General features: G+C 47.0%; 19 protein-coding genes. 14 read left to right on the forward strand and 5 right to left on the reverse strand.

The window, feature by feature from the left end; translation table 11 throughout:
• The first annotated feature begins 1 nt into the window (after position 1).
• From ICN21_RS02875 to ICN21_RS02915, 9 genes are all read left to right on the forward strand, one after another.
• The gene (locus ICN21_RS02875; RefSeq protein ID WP_216176572.1) at positions 2 to 1315 is read left to right on the forward strand and encodes a replication-associated recombination protein A; all 1314 of its coding nucleotides are present in this window, start codon (positions 2 to 4) and stop codon (positions 1313 to 1315) included.
• Between the two features lie 21 nt (positions 1316 to 1336).
• Positions 1337 to 1966 (forward strand): 2-hydroxychromene-2-carboxylate isomerase, encoded by a 630-nt coding sequence (locus tag ICN21_RS02880; RefSeq protein WP_216176573.1) that lies wholly within the window; start codon positions 1337 to 1339, stop codon positions 1964 to 1966.
• 72 nt (positions 1967 to 2038) lie between these two features.
• Positions 2039 to 2614 carry a peptidylprolyl isomerase gene (locus ICN21_RS02885; RefSeq protein WP_216176574.1) on the forward strand — a complete coding sequence of 192 codons (576 nt, stop codon included), beginning with the start codon at positions 2039 to 2041 and terminating at the stop codon, positions 2612 to 2614.
• A gap of 14 nt (positions 2615 to 2628) precedes the next feature.
• Positions 2629 to 4452 carry a bifunctional chorismate-binding protein/class IV aminotransferase gene (locus ICN21_RS02890; RefSeq protein WP_216176576.1) on the forward strand — a complete coding sequence of 608 codons (1824 nt, stop codon included), beginning with the start codon at positions 2629 to 2631 and terminating at the stop codon, positions 4450 to 4452.
• 9 nt (positions 4453 to 4461) lie between these two features.
• Positions 4462 to 5016, forward strand: coding sequence for an NUDIX hydrolase (locus ICN21_RS02895; RefSeq protein ID WP_216176578.1), 555 nt, complete (start codon positions 4462 to 4464; stop codon positions 5014 to 5016).
• Positions 5017 to 5025: 9 nt separating this feature from the next.
• Positions 5026 to 5763 (forward strand): leucyl/phenylalanyl-tRNA--protein transferase, encoded by a 738-nt coding sequence (gene aat, locus ICN21_RS02900; protein ID WP_216176580.1) that lies wholly within the window; start codon positions 5026 to 5028, stop codon positions 5761 to 5763.
• Positions 5760 to 6506, forward strand: a complete 747-nt coding sequence (locus ICN21_RS02905) for an arginyltransferase (RefSeq protein WP_216176582.1) — start codon at positions 5760 to 5762, stop codon at positions 6504 to 6506. Before aat ends, ICN21_RS02905 begins: the two co-directional genes overlap by 4 nt.
• Positions 6507 to 6515: 9 nt before the next feature.
• The gene (locus ICN21_RS02910) at positions 6516 to 7550 is read left to right on the forward strand and encodes a quinone-dependent dihydroorotate dehydrogenase (protein WP_216176584.1); all 1035 of its coding nucleotides are present in this window, start codon (positions 6516 to 6518) and stop codon (positions 7548 to 7550) included.
• A 110-nt stretch (positions 7551 to 7660) separates the two neighbouring features.
• Entirely contained in the window at positions 7661 to 8485 is an 825-nt protein-coding gene (locus tag ICN21_RS02915) for an IclR family transcriptional regulator (RefSeq protein WP_216176585.1), read from the forward strand.
• Between the two features lie 10 nt (positions 8486 to 8495).
• Here ICN21_RS02915 and ICN21_RS02920 read toward each other — a convergent pair whose 3' ends face one another.
• Both ICN21_RS02920 and ICN21_RS02925 read right to left on the reverse strand, forming a co-directional pair.
• A complete protein-coding gene (locus ICN21_RS02920) occupies positions 8496 to 9542 on the reverse strand; it encodes a serine hydrolase (protein ID WP_251372002.1) in 1047 nt (348 codons plus the stop codon).
• An 84-nt stretch (positions 9543 to 9626) separates the two neighbouring features.
• Complete coding sequence (locus ICN21_RS02925) at positions 9627 to 10514, reverse strand: DMT family transporter (RefSeq protein WP_216176587.1); 888 nt, start codon at positions 10512 to 10514, stop codon at positions 9627 to 9629.
• 208 nt (positions 10515 to 10722) lie between these two features.
• On the opposite strand from ICN21_RS02925, the gene ICN21_RS02930 reads away from it, so the two are divergent.
• A complete protein-coding gene (locus ICN21_RS02930) occupies positions 10723 to 11277 on the forward strand; it encodes a phasin family protein (protein WP_215318125.1) in 555 nt (184 codons plus the stop codon).
• Positions 11278 to 11356: 79 nt separating this feature from the next.
• Here the strand turns inward: ICN21_RS02930 and lpdA are convergent, their stop codons facing one another.
• The 3 genes from lpdA to aceE are packed head-to-tail and all read right to left on the reverse strand — an operon-like array spanning position 11357 to position 17487.
• Positions 11357 to 13141 (reverse strand): dihydrolipoyl dehydrogenase, encoded by a 1785-nt coding sequence (gene lpdA, locus ICN21_RS02935; RefSeq protein WP_216176589.1) that lies wholly within the window; start codon positions 13139 to 13141, stop codon positions 11357 to 11359.
• Positions 13142 to 13150: 9 nt separating this feature from the next.
• Complete coding sequence (gene aceF, locus ICN21_RS02940) at positions 13151 to 14776, reverse strand: dihydrolipoyllysine-residue acetyltransferase (protein ID WP_216176591.1); 1626 nt, start codon at positions 14774 to 14776, stop codon at positions 13151 to 13153.
• Positions 14777 to 14790: 14 nt separating this feature from the next.
• A complete protein-coding gene (gene aceE, locus ICN21_RS02945) occupies positions 14791 to 17487 on the reverse strand; it encodes a pyruvate dehydrogenase (acetyl-transferring), homodimeric type (RefSeq protein ID WP_216176592.1) in 2697 nt (898 codons plus the stop codon).
• A 223-nt stretch (positions 17488 to 17710) separates the two neighbouring features.
• Between aceE and ICN21_RS02950 the strand changes: the two genes are divergently transcribed.
• The 4 genes from ICN21_RS02950 to ICN21_RS02965 are packed head-to-tail and all read left to right on the forward strand — an operon-like array spanning position 17711 to position 23943.
• A complete protein-coding gene (locus ICN21_RS02950) occupies positions 17711 to 20227 on the forward strand; it encodes a PAS domain-containing sensor histidine kinase (RefSeq protein WP_216176593.1) in 2517 nt (838 codons plus the stop codon).
• Positions 20228 to 20263: 36 nt separating this feature from the next.
• Positions 20264 to 20911 carry a response regulator transcription factor gene (locus ICN21_RS02955; RefSeq protein ID WP_215294883.1) on the forward strand — a complete coding sequence of 216 codons (648 nt, stop codon included), beginning with the start codon at positions 20264 to 20266 and terminating at the stop codon, positions 20909 to 20911.
• Between the two features lie 32 nt (positions 20912 to 20943).
• Positions 20944 to 21798 carry a bifunctional methylenetetrahydrofolate dehydrogenase/methenyltetrahydrofolate cyclohydrolase FolD gene (gene folD / locus ICN21_RS02960; RefSeq protein WP_215294884.1) on the forward strand — a complete coding sequence of 285 codons (855 nt, stop codon included), beginning with the start codon at positions 20944 to 20946 and terminating at the stop codon, positions 21796 to 21798.
• 18 nt (positions 21799 to 21816) lie between these two features.
• Complete coding sequence (locus ICN21_RS02965) at positions 21817 to 23943, forward strand: M3 family metallopeptidase (RefSeq protein WP_216176594.1); 2127 nt, start codon at positions 21817 to 21819, stop codon at positions 23941 to 23943.
• Positions 23944 to 23952 lie beyond the last annotated feature (9 nt).

The raw sequence follows: 23952 nt of genomic DNA on the forward strand, positions 1-23952 counted from the left end.
AATGAGCGGTCTTTTTGATAGCACGCCACCTCCTCCTTTAGCGGAAGCACTCCGTCCAAAATCGATTGATGAGGTCATTGGACAGACTCATTTATTAACTGCGGGCAAGCCACTTAACTTAGCCTTTGCCTCTGGTAAACCTCACTCCATGATTCTATGGGGGCCGCCTGGTGTTGGTAAAACAACGCTGGCCCGTTTATCTGCAAAAGCATTTGACCGGGAGTTCATTGCTATCTCCGCTGTATTGGCTGGCGTGAAGGAGATTCGTGAAGCAATTGAGCAAGCTCAACACAGTATGGCGCAATACGGCAAGCAAACGATTCTGTTCGTCGATGAGATTCATCGCTTTAATAAGAGCCAACAAGATGCGCTTTTGCCCCATGTTGAATCTGGTTTATTCACCTTCATTGGCGCCACTACCGAGAACCCCTCCTTTGAAGTGAACTCGGCACTGCTCTCTAGGGCGCAGGTTTATGTTCTGCAATCCTTAAGTGCTGATGAGCTAAAGAAACTATTTGAGCGCGCACATCAACATGCAATGCCTGATATTGAGTTTGATGCCACAGCAATTGATGCGCTCATTCATAACGCCGATGGCGATGCCCGTCGCCTACTCAACTTAGTCGAGCAAGTCCGTAATGCCGTGCTGACACCAAATTCTGATATGAAGCTAGTTGATCAAGTCTTTATTGAAAATGCCTTAACTATGCAAGCGCGTCGCTTTGATAAGGGTGGCGATCAGTTTTACGACCAGATCTCCGCTCTGCATAAATCTGTCAGAGGCTCCGACCCTGATGCTGCGCTATATTGGTTTTGCCGTATGCTCGATGGTGGTGCTGATCCACGGTATTTAGCGCGGCGCATTATTCGTATGGCTTGGGAAGATATTGGCTTGGCTGATCCTCGTGCGATGCAACTGGCCAATGATGCCGCTCTCACCTTTGAAAGACTAGGATCGCCAGAGGGTGAACTCGCCCTAGGCCAAGCTGTGGTGTATTTGGCGGTAGCCTCTAAAAGTAATGCAAGCTATAAAGCATTTAATGCTGCGCGCGCCTACGTTGCTAATGACCAATCCAAATCTGTGCCCAATCATTTACGCAACGCACCCACCAAGCTGATGAAAGAACTCGGCCATGGTAAAGAGTACCGCTATGCGCATGATGAGCCACATGGCTATGCTGCCGGTGAATCCTACTTGCCCGAAGGCATGGCACAACCCCATTGGTATGAACCGGTTGAGCGTGGCTTGGAAAGTCAAATTAAAGAAAAGATGGCTTTTTTACGTCAACTCGATGCTGAGCATCAAAAGAAATAACTCTCGAGAGCGAAGACATAAATGAGCACCAAGATCCCCGCAACTTTTTACTATGACATTATTTCTCCATTTGCCTATTTGTATGTCAAACAAAGGCATCGTCTCGAGGATCAGCTCAATATCACCCCAGTACCCGTTTTACTCGGCGGCCTACTAAGAGCAACTGAGAACATAGGTCCAGGAGAAGTTGCTGCTAAGCGACCTCACACATATCAGTTTTGCATCTGGCAAGCAGAGCGACTCGGAATTCCTTTGCGCTTTCCAGAGCACCACCCTTTTCTGACTGTGGCACCGCAGCGCCTACTTTTACAAAAGCAAGCCGATTGGCAGATGGTAGAGCGGGCATTTGATTATGTTTGGATTGAAGGTAAAGATCCCAACCTTTCTTGGTCGGAATTTTGCCTTTACCTAGGCTTACCAGCAGATACTGAAAAACCCAACAGCCCTGAAATCAAAGCGCAATTAATGAGTAATGGTCTGCAAGCAAAAGCAGATGGTGCTTTTGGAGTTCCTACCTTAGTTGTGAATCAACATTGTTTTTGGGGTGTTGATACGATTGACTGGGTACTTGACTACCTGGAAAGTCCCGGCATGTTTGAGGAAGCCTCTTACGCCTATGCTGGAACCATCCCTAATGGCTTGCTTTCCTAGTGCAATCCCACTACAGCATTTGATTGCACAATACAATCTGCTTTATCAATCTGAACGAATTAAGGAGTCAATATGCGTCAATTATTTGCTAGTCTCATTCTCATCGCCAGTTGTTTTGCAAGTCAAGCGGCAATTGCTGGGCCAAAGGTTGAATTTAAAACTACGCTAGGAAATTTTGTGGTGGAACTGGACGATGCCAAGGCGCCTAAGACTACTGCTAACTTTTTAAATTATGTGAAGAGTGGTTTTTATAACGGTACCATTTTTCATCGAGTCATTGATAGCTTCATGATTCAAGGTGGCGGCTTTACTCCTGACCTTGTGCAAAAGCCAACCGATGCGCCAGTAGTATCAGAGGCAAATAATGGTCTGAAAAATAATACTTACACCATTGCTATGGCTCGCACTTCAGATCCGGATTCTGCTACTGCACAGTTTTTCATCAATGTGAAAGATAATGAAAGCCTCAACTTCCCGAATGCGATGGGTAACGGTTATACCGTCTTTGGCAAGGTGATTTCTGGAACACAAACCATTGATGCCATTCGTAAAGTGCCAACCATGGTTGCGCCTGCACCACGCATGGGCAGAATGGCTGATGTCCCGACCAAAACAGTCGTGATTGAATCTGCCACCATTCTGAAATAAACAAACCAGTCGCCATGATTTTGCTCGATGATGCGCAAAGCACGGCGACTAATCCCACTAGTCGGTTTTATGAGGCTGCATCGCAATACTGGTGCGTATTACCTAGTGAGAATCAAGCCGATGATCACAAGGCTATTGAAAATTGTTTAAGTGAAATATCCCATGCACTTAGCAAAGGAGAGTATGTGGTTGCTGCCTTTGCTTATGAGATGGGCAGGCTGATCCACAAATTACCCCATCGAAAGACTGCGGGTGACCCTCACCCCCTGATTGAAGCTTGGTCTTTTCAAGATTTCAAAAAACTGTCTAAAGAGCAAATTGATCAAGTCATTTCTCAAAAATTAAGTCAGCTGCAAGAGTCTGCAAGAATGGCTGGAGTCTTAGATGCTCAGGAATCCATCACTGAAAAACAATTTTCTACGGATCTTGCCAAGATTCAGGAATACATCCGTGATGGCGATACCTATCAAATTAATCATACCTACCGCATTAGCGGGAAAACTTATGGGGCACCGCTAGCGCTCTACAGTCGCTTACGTGAGCGCCAGCCTGGGAGATTTGGTGCCTATATTGAACAAGGCTCACATTACCTTTTGTCACAGTCACCTGAGCTCTTTATTGAGCGCAAAGGTGACATACTCAAAGCGATGCCCATGAAAGGGACTGCAAGCGCACTATCGCAAGCTGCTAGTGCTTTGTCAGATGATCCTAAAAATCAGGCAGAGAATGTGATGATTGTTGATCTTTTGCGCAATGATCTCAGTCGCCTCTCTCTACCAAACACAGTGACAGTTCCCAACTTATTTGTAGTAGCAAGGCACGGCGATGTATTGCAGATGACCTCTACTGTGCAAGGTCAAGTAAAGCCCGCTATCGGGCTGAGCGATATATTGCATGCCATCTTTCCGTGTGGATCAGTCACAGGCGCACCTAAAAAACGCAGCATGGAAATTATTCAAGAGCTTGAGCCCGAAGATCGTGGTTATTACTGTGGCGCCTTAGGCTGGCTAGATCCAAGTGGTGACTTTGCCTTTAGTGTGCCTATTAGAACTGTAGAGATTGAAGAAGATCATCTATCTCATGCCGCTACTTTTACTTTGGGAGTGGGCGCGGGCATCACGATTGATTCTGAGGCTCAACAAGAATGGCAAGAATGCCGGATCAAGTCTGCTTTCTTAATGAATCTTCCAAGCGCTACGGGATTATTTGAAACGATTGCTGTAGCACAGGGTAAGCCAAAACGATTAGAGCAACATTTAGATCGTATGCAAGCCTCAGCTTCTGCTTTGGGCATTCCTTTCAAGAGAGGCAATACAACAGAAACTGTTTTAAATGCCTGTGCATCTCTTGATCAACATTCTCTTTTGAGATTACGACTCGATCTCGCCGCCAATGGTGCACTCTCTATTACTTCTGCTGCGCTTGATGCGCTAGAAGGGCCGGTCAAAATTTTCTGGGCTCAAGATATCCTATCCTCAGAATGCACCATGTTCTCTGGGGACGCCTTATTGCGCCACAAGATCAACCATCGCATTCTTTACGATACTGCTTGGCAAACGGCAGTCAAACTTGGAGGCTTTGATGCCTTATTTGTAAATGAACAGGGCTTTGTCACTGAAGGCGGCAGAACGAGCATTTTTATTAAACCCAAAGATCATTCAGAGTGGCTCACTCCTCCAGTATCTGCAGGACTATTGCCCGGTGTGATGCGTGCCGCCCTGCTAGACGATCGCCAAATTAATGCCCGTGAAGCCAACCTGACTATTAAAGATGTTTCAATGGCTGATGAGATTATGCTTAGCAATGCCTTGCGAGGCACCCTCAAGGCCCACTTTTAGAAAGTCTGCATGAAGTATTGTTCCAACTGCGCTGCGAACCTGACAGTCAAAATTCCGACGGATGATTCTCGTGAGCGCCATGTATGCGAAGCCTGCGGGAGCATACATTATCAGAACCCCAGAAATGTCGTGGGCAGTATTCCGGTTTATGGCAAGCAAGTATTGCTATGCCGTCGTGCGATTGAACCACGCCATGGCTACTGGACCCTTCCCGCTGGCTTTATGGAATTAGGCGAAAGCACGAGCCATGGCGCCATCAGAGAGACACTTGAAGAGGCTGGCGCTGTAGTTGAAGTGGGCCCACTGTATTCTTTACTCAATGTGCCACATGCCGAACAAGTCCATTTATTCTATTTGGCCACCATGACTTCACCAGAATTTTCTGCTGGCGAAGAAAGTCTTGAAGTGGCACTCTTTCATGAACATGAAATTCCGTGGAGTGAGTTAGCCTTCCCAACAGTCAAACAAACCTTAGAGTGGTTTTTTGCTGATCGCGCTGCTGGCATATTGAATGGTGAGTTTCATGTGCGTAGTCGTGATGTGTTGCCTTCAGAGAGAATTTGATTACGCCACATGAGTCAAATTACTTGGCTAGGACCACACAACTCCTTTCCAAACCCGCTACTAACGCCAGATCCTGACCCGAGCGTTCCAGGGCTCATTGCAGTGAGTGAGCGTATTTATCCAGATCAATTACTGCAAGCTTATCAACTCGGTATTTTTCCTTGGTACTCCGATGAGCAACCCGTCTTATGGTGGTCACCTGATCCGCGGATGGTTTTAAAGCCTGGCCATTTCAAGTGCAGCGAGTCTTTAAGAAAAAATATTCGCCTATTTTGTCAGGACACGCATAGTCAATTATTGGTGGATGCCGATTTTGGTGCTGTGATTCGGGCTTGTGCCACCAGCTCTCGAAAAGACCAGGATGGCACTTGGATCACCCATGAAATCATGGATGCATACACTACCATTCATGAGCAAGGTCATGCCCATAGCATTGCCCTAGTCGAACAAGGTGAGTTGGTTGGCGGCTTGTATTGCGTAGCTTTAGGCGGGATGGTGTTTGGCGAGTCGATGTTTAGTCGTAAAGCCAACGCCTCCAAAATAGCATTGGCTGCCTTAAGCGCTTGGTGCATCCAAAATGAAGTAGCCATGATTGACTGCCAACAAGAAACCACCCACTTAAGCTCTTTGGGGGCTGCGCCAATATCCAGGGCTGTATTCTTGGGACAACTGCAAATATCTTTAAATCAAACTAATATTGATAAACCTTGGACCTTTGATAAAAATATCCTAACCCACTGGCTATGACCCGGCTCAAAGAACTCCCCCTCACCGCCCTCCAGTTTTATGCAACTGCACCTCATCCATGCAGCTATCTACCCAATAAAACTGCGCGTTCCCAAGTAGCCACGCCCTCACACCTGATTCACGCAGACGTCTATAACGAACTATTAAATGCAGGCTTTCGTCGCAGCGGCTTATACACCTATCGCCCTTATTGCGATGAATGCAAAGCCTGTATCGCCACCCGCATCTTAGTGAATCCATTTACGCCAACACGCAGTCAACGGCGTGCTTGGAAAAAGCATGCAGGTCTACAAGCGTTTGTTTTGAACCTAGGTTATCAAGAGGAGCATTACCAACTCTATCAACGCTATCAAAATGAACGCCATGCTGGTGGTGATATGGATAACGATGACCAAGATCAATACATGCAATTTTTATTGCAAAGTCGAGTCAACTCTCGCATCGTTGAATTTAGAGATGGTCCTCACGATCCACACCCCGGACGTCTGCGCATGGTGAGCATGATTGACATCTTGGAACAAGGCATCTCCTCGGTATATACCTTCTACGATACTGCTGATAGCTCTGCTAGCTTTGGTAATTACAGCATTCTGTGGCAAATCGAACAGGCTCGGATACTCAACCTACCTTATCTTTATCTTGGCTACTACATTCACGATAGCGAGAAGATGTCCTATAAGGCGAAGTATCAACCCATGGAAGGCTTAATTGACGATCATTGGCAAGCCCTGACTGGTTCATAATATCTATTCATGATCGATCGCTATTCATTCTTGCGCCCCTGGCTCTTTTGCCTTGACCCAGAACAAGCCCACAATCTCACGCTGACGAATTTAGACCGTGCTCAACGCTGGGGTCTGCTAGAAAAGTTTCTAACTCAACCGCTTGCAGATCCACGTACATTGTGCGGTATTACCTTTCCCAATCCAGTGGGACTTGCTGCAGGCTTAGATAAAGATGGCAAGCATATTGATGCACTCGCTGCCCTAGGTTTTGGTTTTCTGGAGATCGGCACAGTGACTCCCCGCCCTCAGCCAGGAAATCCAAAACCGCGCATGTTTCGCTTGACGCAAGCTCAGGCCATTATTAATCGTATGGGCTTTAACAATGATGGTGTTGAGGCTTGCGTAGCAAGAGTTCGTCGCTCACGCTTTTGGCAAAGCGGTGGCGTTTTAGGTTTGAACATTGGCAAGAATGCCATTACACCGATTGAAGATGCAGCTAGCGACTACGTATTAGCGATGGATGCCGTTTATGAAATTGCTACCTACATCACCGTGAATATCTCTTCGCCAAACACGCAAAATCTGCGTGCCCTGCAAGGCGAAGAAATGTTACGCACCTTACTTGGCAGCCTGGATGAGGCTCGCAAGCGCTTGAGTGATCGCTTTGGTGTGCGTAAGCCACTCTTTTTGAAAATCGCACCCGATCTGGATCATGGCGATATCAATCTCATTGCTGACCTCTTAATGGAGTTTGGTATAGATGCCGTTATTGCTACCAACACCACCATTGCTCGCGATGCTGTGCAAGGAATGGAGCATGGTCAAGAAATCGGTGGCTTATCCGGTGCGCCAGTTCGCACGGCATCCAACATCGTCATCAAAGCACTCAAGGCAAGACTGGGTAATCATGTGCCCATTATTGGTGTTGGCGGCATTTTGAGTGGTGCCGATGCTAAGGAAAAGATAGCGGCTGGGGCTAGTTTGGTTCAGGTCTATAGCGGCTTGATTTATCGTGGCCCGGACCTTGTCAATGAGTGCGCTAAAGCTTTAAGAAACCACTAAGCAGTCTTAGATGAATGATGGTTACCCGATATAGGGGTTATCGCCTTGATCCTTCATATAATCTCATTTCATAATATGCAATATGGCATGAAATCGCTACAATCATTCCTATGAGCACAAGCAAAACTATCAAAACCTCTAAAAATACCGGGGAAGTTGCTAAAACAGCGATCCAGGTGGTGGAGCGCATGATGAATTTGCTCGATGCCCTAGCGGTTCATGAAGAATCTAGCAGCCTTAAAAACTTGGCTGCGGAAACGGGCTTACACCCCTCCACAGCCCACCGCATCTTAAATGACATGGTTGCCTGCCGATTGGTTGAGCGTGGCGATGGTGGCACCTATCGCCTTGGCTTAAAGCTCTTGGAGCTGGGTAATCTAGTGAAAGCAAGATTATCGGTTCGTGAAGCTGCTCAAGTACCGATGCGCACCCTACACAAACTCACCGGCGAAACAGTCAATCTCTCAGTTCGCCAAGGCGATGAGATTGTTTATATTGATCGTGCCTACAGCGAGCGTTCAGGCATGCAGGTGGTTCGTGCCATTGGTGGACGCGCCCCTCTCCATCTCACCTCTGTTGGCAAACTATTCCTAGCCAGTGATGACGCCAATCAAGTACGGGCCTACGTCACTCGCACGGGTCTCTCAGGTCACACTCGCAACAGCATTACGGATTTAGCTAAACTCGAGTCCGAACTCAATCACGTTCGCAGAGTGGGTAGTGCAAGGGATGATGAAGAATTAGAGCTTGGCGTGAGCTGTCTTGCTGCCGCCATTCTGGATGACACTGGTAAATTGGTTGCCGGTTTATCACTCAGCGCCCCAACCGATCGTATTCAAGCAGATTGGCTCAGATCATTACAAGACACTGCTCTACAAATCTCCAAGGGCATGGGCTTTAAGCCTAAGTCTGCCGAGCCAGGCTCATCTGCCTAGTCAACTCAACTTACATTAAGCGACGAATGGGTTGCGTGCCAGAAGGCATGCGCTCATACCAGTCACGCACACGCACTGCATCAGCAAAACGGGATTGTGTTCCTACAGAATCGAGGAACACCAATAATAGCGGGGTGTTGTTCACTCGCGCTTGCATCACTAAACATTTTCCAGCGGCATTTATGAAACCTGTTTTTTGCAAACCAATATCCATGTCCCCAGAACGTACTAATCGATTGGTATTCAAGAACTTTTGTGGGCGCTTTGCAATCACCATCGTTAAATCTGGCCAAGTGGAATATTCACGAATTAACTTGTATTGATATGCTGCATTGAGCATGCGAGTTAAATCTTCAGCAGTCGCAACGTTCTCACTAAGTAAGCCTGTGGGATCGGCAAAATAAGAATGCTCCATGCCCAGTTCTCTAGACTTCCGATTCATGGCATCCACAAAGGCTGTGATACCGCCTGGGTAATTTCTACCCAAGGTATAGGCAGCGCGGTTTTCAGAGGACATCAACGCTAACAACAAGGCTTCTTGACGTGTCAAAACGGTGCCTGCAGCTAGACGTGAAGTGCGATAGATATGCACATCATCTGCATTAATCACCAGGGTTTCATCAAGAGGCAACTTGGAGTCGAGCACCACCATGGCGGTCATCAACTTCGTGATGGATGCAATTGGCAAGCTCACGGTAGGATTCTTTTCGAAGTAAACCTCTTTGGTATCTTGATTGACTACCATAGCTACGCTGGACTTCAGACTGAGATCATCATGCTGACCACGCAAACCTAGCGCAGTAGCCAGTGATGGGGGTCCAGCAACTGCTGGTGCAGTAGAACGCGTCACAGTAACGCGAACAGTCTTCGGTCTCTTAGGAGACTTCACCACCACTTTAGTAGTTTTGGTTTGGGCTTGAGTTTGCTTTTCTTTGTCTTTACTGGCGGCAATAGCTGACGCAACACCGAGTGCCCCATAGCCGAAAACCAAGGCTAAGACAAAGAGCCAAAAACGATATAAATGCATCCCAAAAATACCTTCCAAAACTTTCAACATACGGAATGATAATTAATTTCCAAAAGGGAGTCGGATTTCTGCGCCCCATCTTGGTTAACCCCCCAATCTACCCCTATTGAGACCCTACTCTGCAATAGTCGCTACCGTGTTCGCCTGACGCTGATTCACCAGCACTACGCCAGTCATTGTCAAACAGAGGCCCAGAGCCATCAGGAGTGTGAATGGCTCATCAAACAAGAGCCACGCCATCAATGCAGTTGTCGGGGGGGTTAGATAGAGCAAACTCGTGACTTTGGTTGCCGCCCCTTTACGGATCATCATGAATAACAAGCTAATGGAGCCAATCGACAAAGGAAAGATAGCCCATAACAAAGCAGCCACTACGGGTACATTCCAAACCATGACACCTGTTTCAAAGAAATACATGCAAAAGAAACATAGCACGGCTGAAACACCAAACTGAATAGAAGACCCAGCGCGAAGATCAAATACTGGGCAGTATTTTTTCTGATAAAGAGTTCCAAAGGTGATCGAGAGTAATGCTGTAAACGCTAGCAGATAGCTAGCCAAAGGGATATGAGCAAAGCCAATCTTTTCAGCCACGACCAAGGCAACGCCTGCAAAACCAAAGCAGAGACCAATCCATTGGCGTGGCGTCACCGTCTCCGAAATCCAAGCAGCAAACCAGGCGGTCAAAATCGGTTGCAGACCAACGATGATTGCCGCCAAACCTGCAGTCATTCCAAGGCGGACTGCAAACCAGACGCCTAATAGATAGCCGAACTGTAAAAGTATTCCTGCGATAGCGATATGCTTGATTTGCGACCAGCTAGGCCAAGAGATGCGCCACACAAGGCTCAAAGCAGCCATTGCGGCAATCACACCCACAAAGCGCCAAAATAGGAAGGTGGCAGGCTCTACATAAGGCATAGCCAAGCGTGCAATCACAAACCCCGTACTCCAAATTAATACAAAAATGGGTGCAATGACGTTGTCTATACCGAGCTTCATGGATAACTTACTGAAAATATTGAGATTTTTGTCTAATCCAAGATTTTAGGCTTTTTCTAAAAGCCATCAGCGGTTCTCAAGGATGCCAAAACCTTGGGTTATGATTCTTTTCACTATTTAAGCCATTTAATTAAGCAAAAATCAGCTATTGACCCTTCAGGTCAGCAAGATCATAGTAGCAAGAGTGCACCCAAAGAAAGAGGCAAAGATGAACTTAACGCCAGAACAAATCGCAGCGGCACAAAAAGCCAATTTAGAAACCTTGACTGGCCTCACAAATCAAGCCCTCCAAAGTATCGAGAAATTAGTTGAGCTCAATTTAGCCATTGCTAAACAAAGCTTGAGTGATAGCGTGAACAATGCCAAGAAAGCATTAGAAGTAAAAGATATTCAGCAACTGCTTGCCCATCAAGCTGAAACCGTTCAGCCGATCGCAGAAAAAATTATTTCTTATAGTCACCATTTGTATAAGTTAGCTCATGAAACTCAAGATAACTTCACCAAGTCTGCGGAAAAAGAATTTTCTGCTGGCCAAAAGAGAATGGATGCCTTAGTTGAAGAGTGGGCTAAAAATACACCCGCAGGTTCTGATGCTGCCGTTCAAACAATCAAACAAGCCATTGCTTCTGCAAATCAGGTTTTTGAAACTAGTCATAAAGCGGTAAAGCATGCTGTTGATGTTGCACAAGCCAATCTCAATACCGCTGCCGATACCGTAACAAAAACTGTAAGCTCTGCTGGTAAGACATCGAAGAAAAAATAATTACTGTTTGCACTCTTGTAATAAAAAAGCCCCAATCTCTCGGGGCTTTTTGGATACTGCTTCAGAGTAGCTACTATTTTTAAGCCTTCTTCTTCACTGGGGGTAGGTCCGTGCAATGACCATGCGCCGCCTCAGCAGCCAAGCCGACTGACTCGCCCAGGGTTGGGTGTGGATGAATGGTTTTACCAATATCTACAGCATCAGCACCCATCTCAATGGCAAGACAAACTTCACCAATCAAATCACCGGCATGAGTACCAACAATACCGCCACCAATAATGCGATGCGTATTAGCGTCAAAGATGAGCTTCGTAAAACCTTCATCACGACCATTAGCAATCGCACGGCCACTAGCTGCCCATGGGAATAAACCTTTCTCATAGGCGATGCCCTGTGCCTTGCATTGTTCTTCAGTCAAACCAGCCCAAGCTACTTCAGGATCGGTGTAAGCAACCGATGGAATTTGTTTAGCATCAAAGTAAGACTTCTCACCTGCTGCAGCTTCTGCGGCAACGTGACCTTCATGCACTGCCTTGTGAGCCAACATCGGCTGACCCACTAAGTCACCAATCGCAAAAATATTGGCAACATTGGTGCGCATTTGTTTATCGACCGGAATAAAGCCTCGCTCATCCACTTGAACGCCTGCCTTATCTGCAGCAATCTTCTTACCGTTTGGCGTACGTCCCACGGCAACGAGCACTAAGTCATAAGTCTGTGGCTGCGCAGGTGCATTCTCACCCTCGAAGCTCACTTGAATTCCATCGGGCTTCACTTCAGCTTTAGCAGCGCGCGTCTTGAGCATGATCTTTTCAAAACGTCCGGTATTGAACTTCTCCCAGACCTTCTCCAAATCACGGTCAGCTCCAGCCATCAGGCCATCCATCATTTCTGCAATATCGATGCGTGAGCCCAGAGTGCTATAAACAGTCGCCATCTCTAAACCGATAATGCCGCCACCAATTACCAACATTCTTTTTGGAATGCTAGTCAGTAACAGCGCACCCGTACTATCGACAATGCGTGGATCCTCTGGCAAGAAAGGCAACTTCACTGGCTGACTACCTGCAGCGATGATCGCCTTCTGAAAACGCACGACTTCCTTTTGACCAGTGAGATCTTGGCCAGCACCATTTGTTAACTCCACTTCAACATGGTTTGCATCCAAGAAACGGCCTAAACCACGCACTACTTTTACTTTGCGGGCCTTAGCCATACCAGCTAATCCACCAGTCAACTTCGCGATGACAGATTCTTTATAACCACGCAATTGATCAATCTCAATCTTAGGCGCACCAAATGTGATGCCATGCTTTGCCATGGTTTTTACTTCATCCATCACGGAGGTTGTATGGAGTAATGCTTTAGATGGAATACAGCCTACGTTTAAGCACACACCACCTAAAGTAGCGTAACGCTCAATCAATAGAGTGTTCATGCCCAGGTCCGCACTTCGAAATGCCGCACTGTAACCACCAGGCCCGGCACCGAGCACTAGTACCTCGCATTCGTGATCAACCTTGCCGTTGTATTGACCCGCTTTTGGGGCAGGAGCAATGGCTACTGTTGCCGCAGCTGGTGCTGATGCTGAAGGAGCTGTTTTTGCTGCAGGCACTGCTGTTGCAGCACTTGCTTCAATCTCAGCAATTACAGTGCCTTTGCTCACTTTATCGCCCAGCTTCACTGAGATACTAGTCACCGTTCCAGCAGCGTCTGCAGGCACTTCCATAGTTGCTTTATCAGATTCAAGTACAAGTAATGGCTGCTCTTTCTCAATCACATCACCCACTTTTACCAATACTTCGATCACCGGCACATCTGAGTAATCACCAATATCCGGAACGAGGATCATTTGCTTAGCCATAGATCCTCCTTACAGCGTAGCGCGACGGAAGTCGGCTAGTAGTTGAGCAATATAGACAGTAAAGCGCGTTGCCAATGCTCCATCGATCACGCGATGATCTGCAGACAGTGACAATGGGCAAATAAGACGTGGCACAAACTGCTTGCCATCCCATACTGGTTTCATTGCTGCTTTGCTCACACCCAAAATCGCCACTTCAGGAGCATTCACAATAGGTGAGAAAGAAGTTCCGCCGATGCCGCCTAACGATGAAATCGTAAAACTCGCCCCTTGCATTTGATCTGGCTTCAACTTCCCTTCACGGGCAAGTGCTGCTAATTCAGAAGTTTCTTTGGCAAGCTCAAAGATCCCTTTCTTATCAGCGTCTTTGATGACTGGCACCACCAAACCCGTTGGAGTATCTGCAGCAAAACCAATATTGAAATACTTTTTGAGGATCAAATCATCGCCATCGAGTGAGCTGTTGAACTCAGGATGTTTTTTCAACGCAGCGACCGCAGCCTTCATTAAGAAAGCCAGCATGGTAATCTTGACGCCCTTCTTCTCATTGTCTTTATTGGTCATGACACGGAAGGCTTCTAGATCAGTGATATCTGCGTCCTCGTGATAAGTCACAGCAGGAATCATGACCCAGTTACGTGCCAAATTAGCTGCAGTGAGTTTCTTAATACGATTGAGTGGTTGACGTTCAATCTCACCAAATTTTGTGAAATCCACTTTCGGCCATGGAATCAAATTCAGACCACCCAAGCTTCCACCACTTGAGGCTGCAGCTGCACTAGAACTTCCAGCACCACCGCTCATTGCCGCTTTGACAAAAGCTTGAACATCTTCTTGAGTGATGCGTCCTTTGGGGCCGGAACCTTTTACCTGGGTAATCGTTACGCCAAGCTCACGTGCAAACTTACGCACTGAAGGGCTAGCGTGACTCATGACTCCATCCACAGGAGGCGGCGGATTGCTCTTCGGAGGAGGCGCTGGCGCTCTTGCAATCGGTGGTTCAACCGCTTTTATAGCTGGTGCTGCTGGTGCAGATACTGCAGCTACAGGTGCCGTAACAGCTCCTGATCCACCTTCCAGAATAAGCACCACTGAGCCTTCAGAGAGGTTATCGCCTATCTTGATCTTCACTTCTTTAACAATGCCGGCTTGTGATGATGGCACATCCATCGTCGCTTTATCAGACTCGAGCACAACAATAGATTGTTCCTTCTCAATCCGATCGCCTGCCTTCACTAACACTTCGATGACAGGCACGTCTTTATAGTCACCAATGTCAGGCACTTTGATTTCAATTGGAGCACTACTTCCACTGCTACTTGCGCTTACTGGTGCAGACGCAGTTTTACTAGCTGCTGCAGGAGCAGGAGTAGAAGCGGGTACCGAGACCGCTGCACCCTCTTCCAAGGTCATGACGATTGCGCCCTCAGAGAGGCTATCACCCACTTTGACCTTCACCTCTTTCACTACACCAGAGTGAGACGATGGCACATCCATCGTGGCTTTATCAGACTCAAGCACAACAATAGATTGTTCTTTCTCAACCTTGTCACCTGCTTTAACCAGGACCTCGATGACCGGCACATCCTTGTAATCACCAATGTCCGGCACTTTGATTTCAATAATTTGACTCATGAATTAATCTCGTATTAAACCGTCATTGGGTTTGGTTTAGCAGTGTCAATGCCGTATTTTTTGATGGCCTCAGCTAATTTTTGACGATCAAGCTGACCAGCATCAACCAAAGAACGTAAAGCAGTGATGACCACCCAGCGACGATCGACCTCAAAGAAGTCACGGAGTTTTTCACGGGTATCGGAGCGACCAAAACCGTCCGTACCCAATACTTCATAACGGCGATCCATATGCTGAATGGCCGGACGAATTTGCTCAGCAAACATACGCACATAGTCTGTAGCAGCAATGACGGGCCCCGTGGTATCTTTTAGACACTTCTCAACGTGTGAGAGTGCTGGTGCCGCGGTCGGGTTCAAGAGATTGGCACGGTGAACCGTATTCCAATCGCGACCTAATTCCGTAAAGCTTGGGCAACCCCACAAGTCAGATGACACTCCCCAATCTTTGTGCAAGATTTCAGCTGCTTCAATCACTTCACGGAAGATGGTTCCTGAACCGAGCAGTTGCACACGTAATTTTGCCTTAGCGTCACCAACCGACTTGAGCTTATACATGCCCTTAATAATGTCTTTTTCTGCACCTTTTGGCATTGCTGGATGAGTGTAGTTCTCATTCATCAAGGTGACGTAGTAATAGACGTCCTCCTGCACTTCGAGCATACGACGCATACCATCTTGAATCACTACTGCTAACTCAAACGCAAAAGTTGGGTCATAGCTAATGCAGTTTGGAACTGCAGCACTCCACAGATGACTATGACCATCTTCGTGTTGCAAGCCTTCGCCATTCAAGGTGGTTCTCCCTGCAGTGCCACCGAGCAAGAAGCCACGGCTGCGCATATCACCTGCAGCCCATGCTAAGTCGCCAATCCGCTGGAAACCAAACATGGAATAGAAAATATAAAACGGCAACATGGGAACGCCATGGGTAGAGTAAGAAGTTGCGGCGGCAATCCAATCGCACATACCGCCTGCTTCATTAATACCCTCTTGCAAGATCTGGCCAGTCTTATCCTCTTTATAGAACATCAATTGATCATGATCTTCTGGCGTATAAAGCTGACCCAGTTGATTCCAAATGCCCAATTGACGGAACATACCTTCCATACCAAAAGTCCGTGACTCATCGGGAACGATAGGCACAACGCGCTTGCCAATCGTCTTATCCCGCACCACCGTATTGAGCATCCGAACAAAAGCCATCGTGGTAGAAATCTCACGGCCTTCAGCGGTTGCTTCTAGTAAGGGTGTAAATGCATCCAATTTAGGTGCCGGCAAGCTTTCGGCTTTCGCACGACGTTGCGGCAAATAACCACCCAACTCTTGGCGACGGGCTTTCATATACTCAAGCTCAGGGCTACCTTCAGTAAACTTGACCAAGGGCATCTCGTCGAGTTGCTCATCCTTCACCGGGATCTCAAAGCGATCACGGAAGCGACGCACATCGTCATCGTTCATTTTCTTGGCTTGGTGTGCAATGTTCATCGCCTCACCGGAGCCGCCCATACCGTAGCCTTTAATAGTGTGAGCCAAAATGACCGTTGGCTGATCTTTATGATTTACCGCTGCATGAAATGCTGCATACACTTTATGGGGATCATGGCCGCCACGATTCAGTTGCCAAATCTCATCATCACTCCAGTCGCTGACTAGCGCTTTGAGTTCTGGGGTATTAAATACGATCTCACGGACATAAGCACCATTCTTAGCCTTCATCGTCTGATATTGGCCGTCAACGATCTCGCCGAGACGTTGCATCAAAATACCCTTCTTATCGCGGGCAAACAAAGCATCCCACTGACCACCCCACACGACTTTAATGACATTCCAGCCAGAGCCCCGGAATTCACTCTCGAGTTCTTGAATAATTTTTCCATTACCACGCACTGGTCCATCTAAACGCTGCAAGTTACAGTTCACTACAAAAATCAAGTTATCTAACTTCTCACGACCAGCCATGCCGATGGCACCTAAAGATTCTGGTTCATCCGTTTCACCATCACCTAAGAAAGCCCAAACCTTACGACCTTGCTCTTGAATAAAGCCACGGTCTCTTAAATATTTCATGAAGCGTGCTTGATATATCGCCATGATTGGACCAAGACCCATCGACACCGTTGGGAACTGCCAAAAATCTGGCATCAACCATGGGTGCGGGTAACTAGAGATCCCTTTACCGCCAACCTCTTGACGGAAGTTATCAAGCTGGTTATCTGATAAACGACCCAACATATAAGCGCGGGCATAAACGCCAGGGGCGGAGTGTCCCTGGACAAAGATCAGATCGCCACCATGCTCTGGTGATGGGGCATGCCAGAAATGGTTGTATCCAACGTCATACAAAGTAGCGGCAGACTGAAAGGAAGAAATATGTCCACCGACATTGGTGTCTTTATTTGCGCGCAGCACCATGGCCATCGCATTCCAACGGGTATAGGAACGAATCCGGTGTTCAACATTTTGATCACCAGGCAAGCGGGCTTGATTCTCAACGGGAATCGTATTGATGTAAGGCGTCTCTGCATGGAAGGGTTGATCTACACCATTGACTCGTGCATGAGAAATTTGTTGATCGATGAGATAAGCAGCACGCTGCGGACCTTCGTTATGGATGACACCATCTAAGGCCTGCAACCACTCTTGTGTCTCGCCAGGATCAGCATCCTGAAGATTTTGTTTGCCTAACACTTGCTCAGGAACTGCAGCCATAACTTATCTCCAATAGTTATTTCGTTTAATTCATTCAAATCAACAATAGTTATTTACTTTATAGACAACATTTTAGGAAGGTATATGGGTGTAAACAAGCAATTTTCCACATAATGATAATATTTCTCATAATATGAGATTTTATTGCATCGCAAATAGAATCACATAGGATCGGCTAAATTCCTGTTTAGGCATCCTCATAGGGCAAAATGGGTTAATTCCTATGAAATATCCTGCTTTTCTAAGATTGCTCCTCGCCCCTGTTAACTGGTTACGCAAAATCCGGGGATTTAGGCTCGTTTACACCCCCCTGCTAGCAATCGTGCTTTTTACCGCAGTCATGGGCATTATTTTGGGTACGCTCCATTTGCAGGAAAAAGGACAACAAGAATCTGCCCTATTTAGAGAGCTCTCTTTTGCCAAACAACGTATTCAATTACGCTTTGTAAACAATGCTGACTCTTTAAATACGATTAATCGTGAAATTGCTGCGAGTAGCGAAGATGCAAAGTTAAAACAACTAGTGCGCGAGCAATCCGATGATTTAGTGCTCAATAATCATGAGATTGTCAAAATCATTTGGCTTAATGCTGATAACTCTTATCAATGGACCGCCCCAGCAAATAACCCTAAAACAGACTGGATTAGCAAAACACAAAATGAGCGGGCAGTAAATGAGGGCCTCACAAATGCAATAGAGCTTAGCCGAGTGACGAGCAGGACTGCTTTTAGTCAGTTCATTTCACTTAACTTACAGAGCGAGGAATCTCTCGCCAAGGATAGAAGAACCGTCTTCTGGCAAGTGGCTCCTAATATTGTTGGTGGTCAAGCCATCGGTTTCTTAGCCGCACTGTATACCACCCAGGGCATTTTAGATGTCATCCCCAATGAGCTCAAAGCACACTATCGCTTCACCTTGCTGACAGATAACGACAGGGTCTTATCCATCTCCTCCGATCGAGATACACCCAAAAGAGCTTTTAGCAATCAAACGAGTTTAGACATCGGCGTATTAAGTCCAAACCTAGTCTTACGAATTGACACCTATCCTCCACCGACCAATCTGACTTTCCGAATGTTAATTGGTGTGGTCTTAGGTCTTTCTGCTTTCGTTATTTGGAGTTTGTGGTCTGTCCTTAAGCAGATGCAAGTGCGTCAAGAAGCTGAGGCTAATTTACGGACTGAAACCAGCTTTCGTAATGCCATGGAAAATTCCACACCAGTCGGCATCCGTGCGCACGATATGGAAAAGCGCATTACCTATGTGAACCGAGCCTTTTGTGAGATGACTGGCTGGTCATCAAAAGAACTGATTGGCCTGATGCCGCCCTTCCCCTTCTGGCCCGACTCTAGACGCGATGAGCTCGTAGAAAAAATGAATCGCGCCCTGAAAATGGAATCGGGGATGAAAACTGGTATTGAGGGAGTCGTTTTGCACCGTGATGGCTCTCTGATTGAGACTCGCACTTTTATTGCTCCCCTCATTAATGAAAAAGGAACGCAAACGGGTTGGGTTACTTCCTTAATTGATATTTCCGAACCGAAGAAGATCCGAGAAGAGTTGGCTGCATCACAGGAACGCTTTGTTACTGTGCTTGAGGGTTTGGATGCTGCCGTTTCTGTGCTTGACCTTGAAAACGATCATCTCTTATTTGCCAATCGCTTCTACCGAGAAAATTTTGGGGATGACTCAAAGGGTCACTTTCAGTTAGCAGGTAATGCGAATAACCTGGAGACCTTGCACGATGTCGCGGAAGATTTACAAGACTCCCCTCCAGGCATTCCGACCTCATTTTTATATCAAGAGTCTGAGTCGGAAGAAATTCAATTAAGTGACGGCAGTAATAAATGGTACGAAGTCAGAAGGCGCTTTATTCCCTGGGTTGATGGGCGCCTTGCGCAACTCTTGATTGCTACCGATATTACGATGCGTAAAGAGGCAGATGATTTAGCACGCCAGCAAGAAGAGCGTATGCAGTTTACGAGCCGCTTAACTACGATGGGTGAGATGGCATCCTCTCTCGCGCATGAGTTAAACCAACCACTCTCAGCGATCTCCAACTATTGCATGGGGGTCGCTAAACGTTTAGAAGGTAATCTAGATCCCGCACTCACCAAAGATATCCTGCCAGCGCTTGAGAAAGCATCAGAACAGGCTCATCGCGCAGGCACCATCATTCAGCGTATTCGAGGATTTGTAAAACGCAGCGAGCCGCAAAGTAAATTGACTGCCATTAGTGAAATTATTAACGATGCTGTTGGGCTAGTCGAAATTGAGGCGCATCGCCATCGCCTAACCATTATTTCTCAAATCAGTGAAAACCTTCCTGCGGTAGATGTTGATCCCGTCTTAATCCTGCAGGTTTTAGTCAACCTACTGAAAAATGGCCTTGATAGCACGAGGGAGGCTTATCCCTTTTCTTCTCGTTGGTCCGCTGCTCCCGTCAAAATCAGCGCTGATCTGGATACCAGTATTTTTCCAGCCATGCTGCGTATTCAGGTGAGTGATGGCGGGGCTGGAATCCCCGAATCAGTCTCCCAACGCATGTTTGAGCCCTTTTTTAGCACTAAATCCGATGGCATGGGCATGGGTCTCAATATTTGCCGCTCTATTATTGAATCCCATCATGGCAGGCTTTGGGCGGTCAATATCATGGATGCGGAACATACCAAGCTGGCTGGCTGCACCTTTACAATACTTCTACCCCTGGAATCTCCTGAAACTTCGGGTAATGTTTAATCATTGCACTAATTGAATCACCTTGCGAGACCCGATATGAACCTTAGTACCAGCACCAAACCAACCCAGGCAGAAGTTGTCTACGTTGTCGACGATGATGAAGCAGTGCGTGATTCTCTGACCTGGCTTCTGGAAAGCAATGGTTATATAGTGCGTTGTCACGCCAGTGCTGAACGTTTCTTGCAATCGTTACAGAGTACTGATAAGTCCACTATCTCCTGCGCTATTTTGGATGTGCGCATGCCCGGTATGTCTGGCCTTGAATTACAAGAGCGTCTCATTAGTGAAAATTTACCGATGCCAGTTGCCTTCATCACAGGTCATGGCGATGTCTCTATGGCGGTCTCGACTATGAAACGTGGTGCAGTAGATTTTATTGAAAAGCCATTTAAAGAAAATGATCTCTGCAGCTTAGTCGATCGCATGCTCGCTAAGGCACGCGTGGATTACTCACAAGCAAGTCAGCGCAAGATTACCCAAAGTTTACTTAGCAAGCTGACTGGGCGTGAGCGTCAAGTGTTAGAGCGTATTGTTGCTGGACGCCTGAATAAGCAGATTGCAGATGACCTCGGTATCTCCATTAAGACTGTTGAGGCACACCGCGCCAACATTATGGAAAAGCTCAACGTCAATACAGTTGCCGACCTATTACGCCTTGCCTTGTCCGACCCACAACCGAATTAATGTATTCATCCTTACTTTAATATTCACCTGTAATGCCTGCTCAATTACTCGACGGAAACGCTCTCTCTAAGAAACTGCGCGCAGAAATTGCTGCCCGTGGTGCGATCGTTACTGCCAAAGGTGTTCGCCCTGGTTTAGCCGTGATCGTCGTAGGTGACAATCCAGCTAGCCAAGTCTATGTCCGTAATAAAGTGAAGGCCTGTGAAGATGTAGGTTTTCATTCTGTATTAGAGCGCTACTCCGCCGAATTAGGCGAAGAAGAATTACTGGCTCGTATTGCTACCTTAAATGCTGACCCTGCGATTCATGGCATCTTGGTGCAACTACCACTACCGGAACACATTGCCTCTGAGCGTGTACTAGAAGCTATTGCTCCAGAAAAAGATGTGGACGGCTTCCATGTAGCCAATGCTGGTGCTTTAATGGTTGGCCAACCTGCATTCAAACCCTGTACTCCTTATGGTTGCATGAAGATTCTGGAGAGTATTGATTACCCTATTCGGGGGGCACGGGCAGTGATCGTTGGCGCCTCCAATATCGTCGGCAAACCCATGGCGATGTTGTTATTACAAGCCGGTGCAACCGTGACTATTTGTAATAGCAAAACACGGGATTTGGCTCATCACACTAAAGATGCCGACATCCTGGTAGTAGCTACCGGAAAACCCAAAATGGTTTCTGGAGATATGGTCAAAACCGGTGCCGTAGTGATTGACGTTGGCATCAATCGCCTACCCGACGGGAAGCTTTGCGGCGACGTGGATTTCGATGCGGCCAAATATATCGCCGGCTGGATTACCCCCGTTCCTGGTGGCGTTGGCCCTATGACAATCACCATGCTCTTAATGAACACTTTAGAGGCAGCTGAAAAAGCAGCCAAGCCCTAGATCCATTAAGCTAGAGGGATGAATACATCCCTCTCTGCATCTCTACCCCCTGCATTACAAAATAATCCACTCCTGACTTTTGGTCGGGGTATTGCCACTTACTCTGAAATTAAGCCTGAACACATCACGCCAGCGATAGAGTTTCTACTCAAACATGCTCAAGATGCAGTGGATCTTGCCACTAATCCCAATACACCTGCAACCTGGGATGATCTTGCTGAGCCATTAGAGGATGCAACAGAATCTTTGGGAAGATCTTGGAGCGTGATCTCTCACCTCAATAGTGTGGCTGATACTCCTGAGTTAAGATCTACCTACGGAGCAATGCTTCCAGACGTGACTGCATTTTTTTCTAGCCTCGGACAGAACTTAGCGCTGTATCAAAAATTTAAAGAGCTCAGCAAAGGTCCTGAGTTTACTAAACTCAATCGCGCGCAAAAGAAAGTGATTGAGAACTCTTTAAGAGACTTTCGGCTTGGTGGCGCCGAACTCAATGATGCCGATAAACCCCGCTTTGCTCAAATCCAAGACGAGCAGGCTATTTTAGGCAAAGCGTTTTCAGATCACGTCTTAGATGCAACCGATGGTTTCGTTCATCTTGTCAGCAATGAATCTGATCTCATCGGTTTACCAGAAGATGTTAAAGCAGCAGCAGCCGATACAGCCCAACAAAAGGGCTTAAAGGGTTGGGCTTTTACCCTGCACTTCCCATCCTATTACCCAATCATGCAGTACTCCGAAAATCGTGAGCTACGCCGCTTAATGTATGAAGCTTATGTCACCCGCTCTTCTGAGCTTGGTCCGCAATACGCCCAGGGCAATATTGCTTGGGACAATACTCAGAATATGCTTGATCAATTGCGCTTGCGTGATGAAGAAGCGCGCATGCTCGGCTTTGCTAATTTCGCCGCGCTGAGCTTAGCGCCCAAAATGGCTAATACCGTGGATGAAGTAGATCTCTTCTTAACAAACTTTGCCAATAAATCAAAACCGTATGCCCAACGGGATTGGGATGAGCTTTGTGCATTTGCGAAAACTGAACTGGGTCTCATTGATGGTGTTCAGCCTTGGGATACGGCCTTTGCAGCTGAACGCTTGAAACAAGAGCGCTATTCATTTTCTGAAAATGAGCTTAAACAATACTTCCCACTGCCTAAAGTATTGGATGGCTTATTTGGCGTGATTCAAACGCTCTTCGGTGTCAAGATTGAGGCGGCTGACTTACCAACCTGGCATGCAGATGTCCAGTCATTCTCCGTGAAGAATGCCAAAGGCAATATCGTGGCTTATTTCTATCTTGATCCTTATGCACGCTCTGGTAAACGTGGTGGCGCCTGGATGGATGATGCCCGCGGCCGCAGAGAACTACCCAATGGTGAAATTCAAATACCGGTTGCGTATTTAGTGTGCAACTTTGCACCGCCAGTGAAGGTCGATGGCATATTGCGTCAACCCACGATTACCCATGATGATGTGATTACCCTATTCCACGAGAGTGGTCATGGTCTACACCATCTGTTAACTCAAGTGAGCGCTCTAGGCGTCTCAGGAATCAATGGCGTTGAATGGGATGCTGTGGAATTGCCTAGTCAATTTATGGAGAACTTCTGCTGGGAATGGGAAGTCCTGGAGAAAATGACTGCGCATGTTGAAACAGGCAAACCATTGCCCCGTGAATTATTTGAAAAGATTTTAGCTGCCAAGAATTTTCAAAATGGCTTAATGACCTTACGTCAAATTGTGATGTCATTAATCGATTGGCGCTTACATTCTCACTTTGATGCAAAGAGTGCGCAGGGACAGGCTGTTCTTGAACTCTCTCGCAAGATTGCCGCTGACTTTAATGTGATCCCACAGCCTGAGATCTCTCGGTGGATTAATACTTTCAGCCATATCTTTGCTGGTGGCTATGCAGCTGGCTACTACAGCTATAAATGGGCTGAGGTTCTATCTGCTGATGCCTACTCTGCTTTTGAAGAGGCGGCCAAACTCACGGGTTCCGTACTTGATCCTAAGACAGGGTCACGTTATCGCGAAGAAATTTTAGAAGTCGGCGGTAGCCGTCCTGCAGCTGAATCCTTCAAAGCCTTTCGCGGACGTGAGCCAAGTATCGATGCCTTATTGCGTCATGGTGGTTTAGCTTAATGACAAGGC

The organism is Polynucleobacter sp. AP-Feld-500C-C5 (assembly GCF_018882265.1).
Lineage (GTDB): Bacteria > Pseudomonadota > Gammaproteobacteria > Burkholderiales > Burkholderiaceae > Polynucleobacter.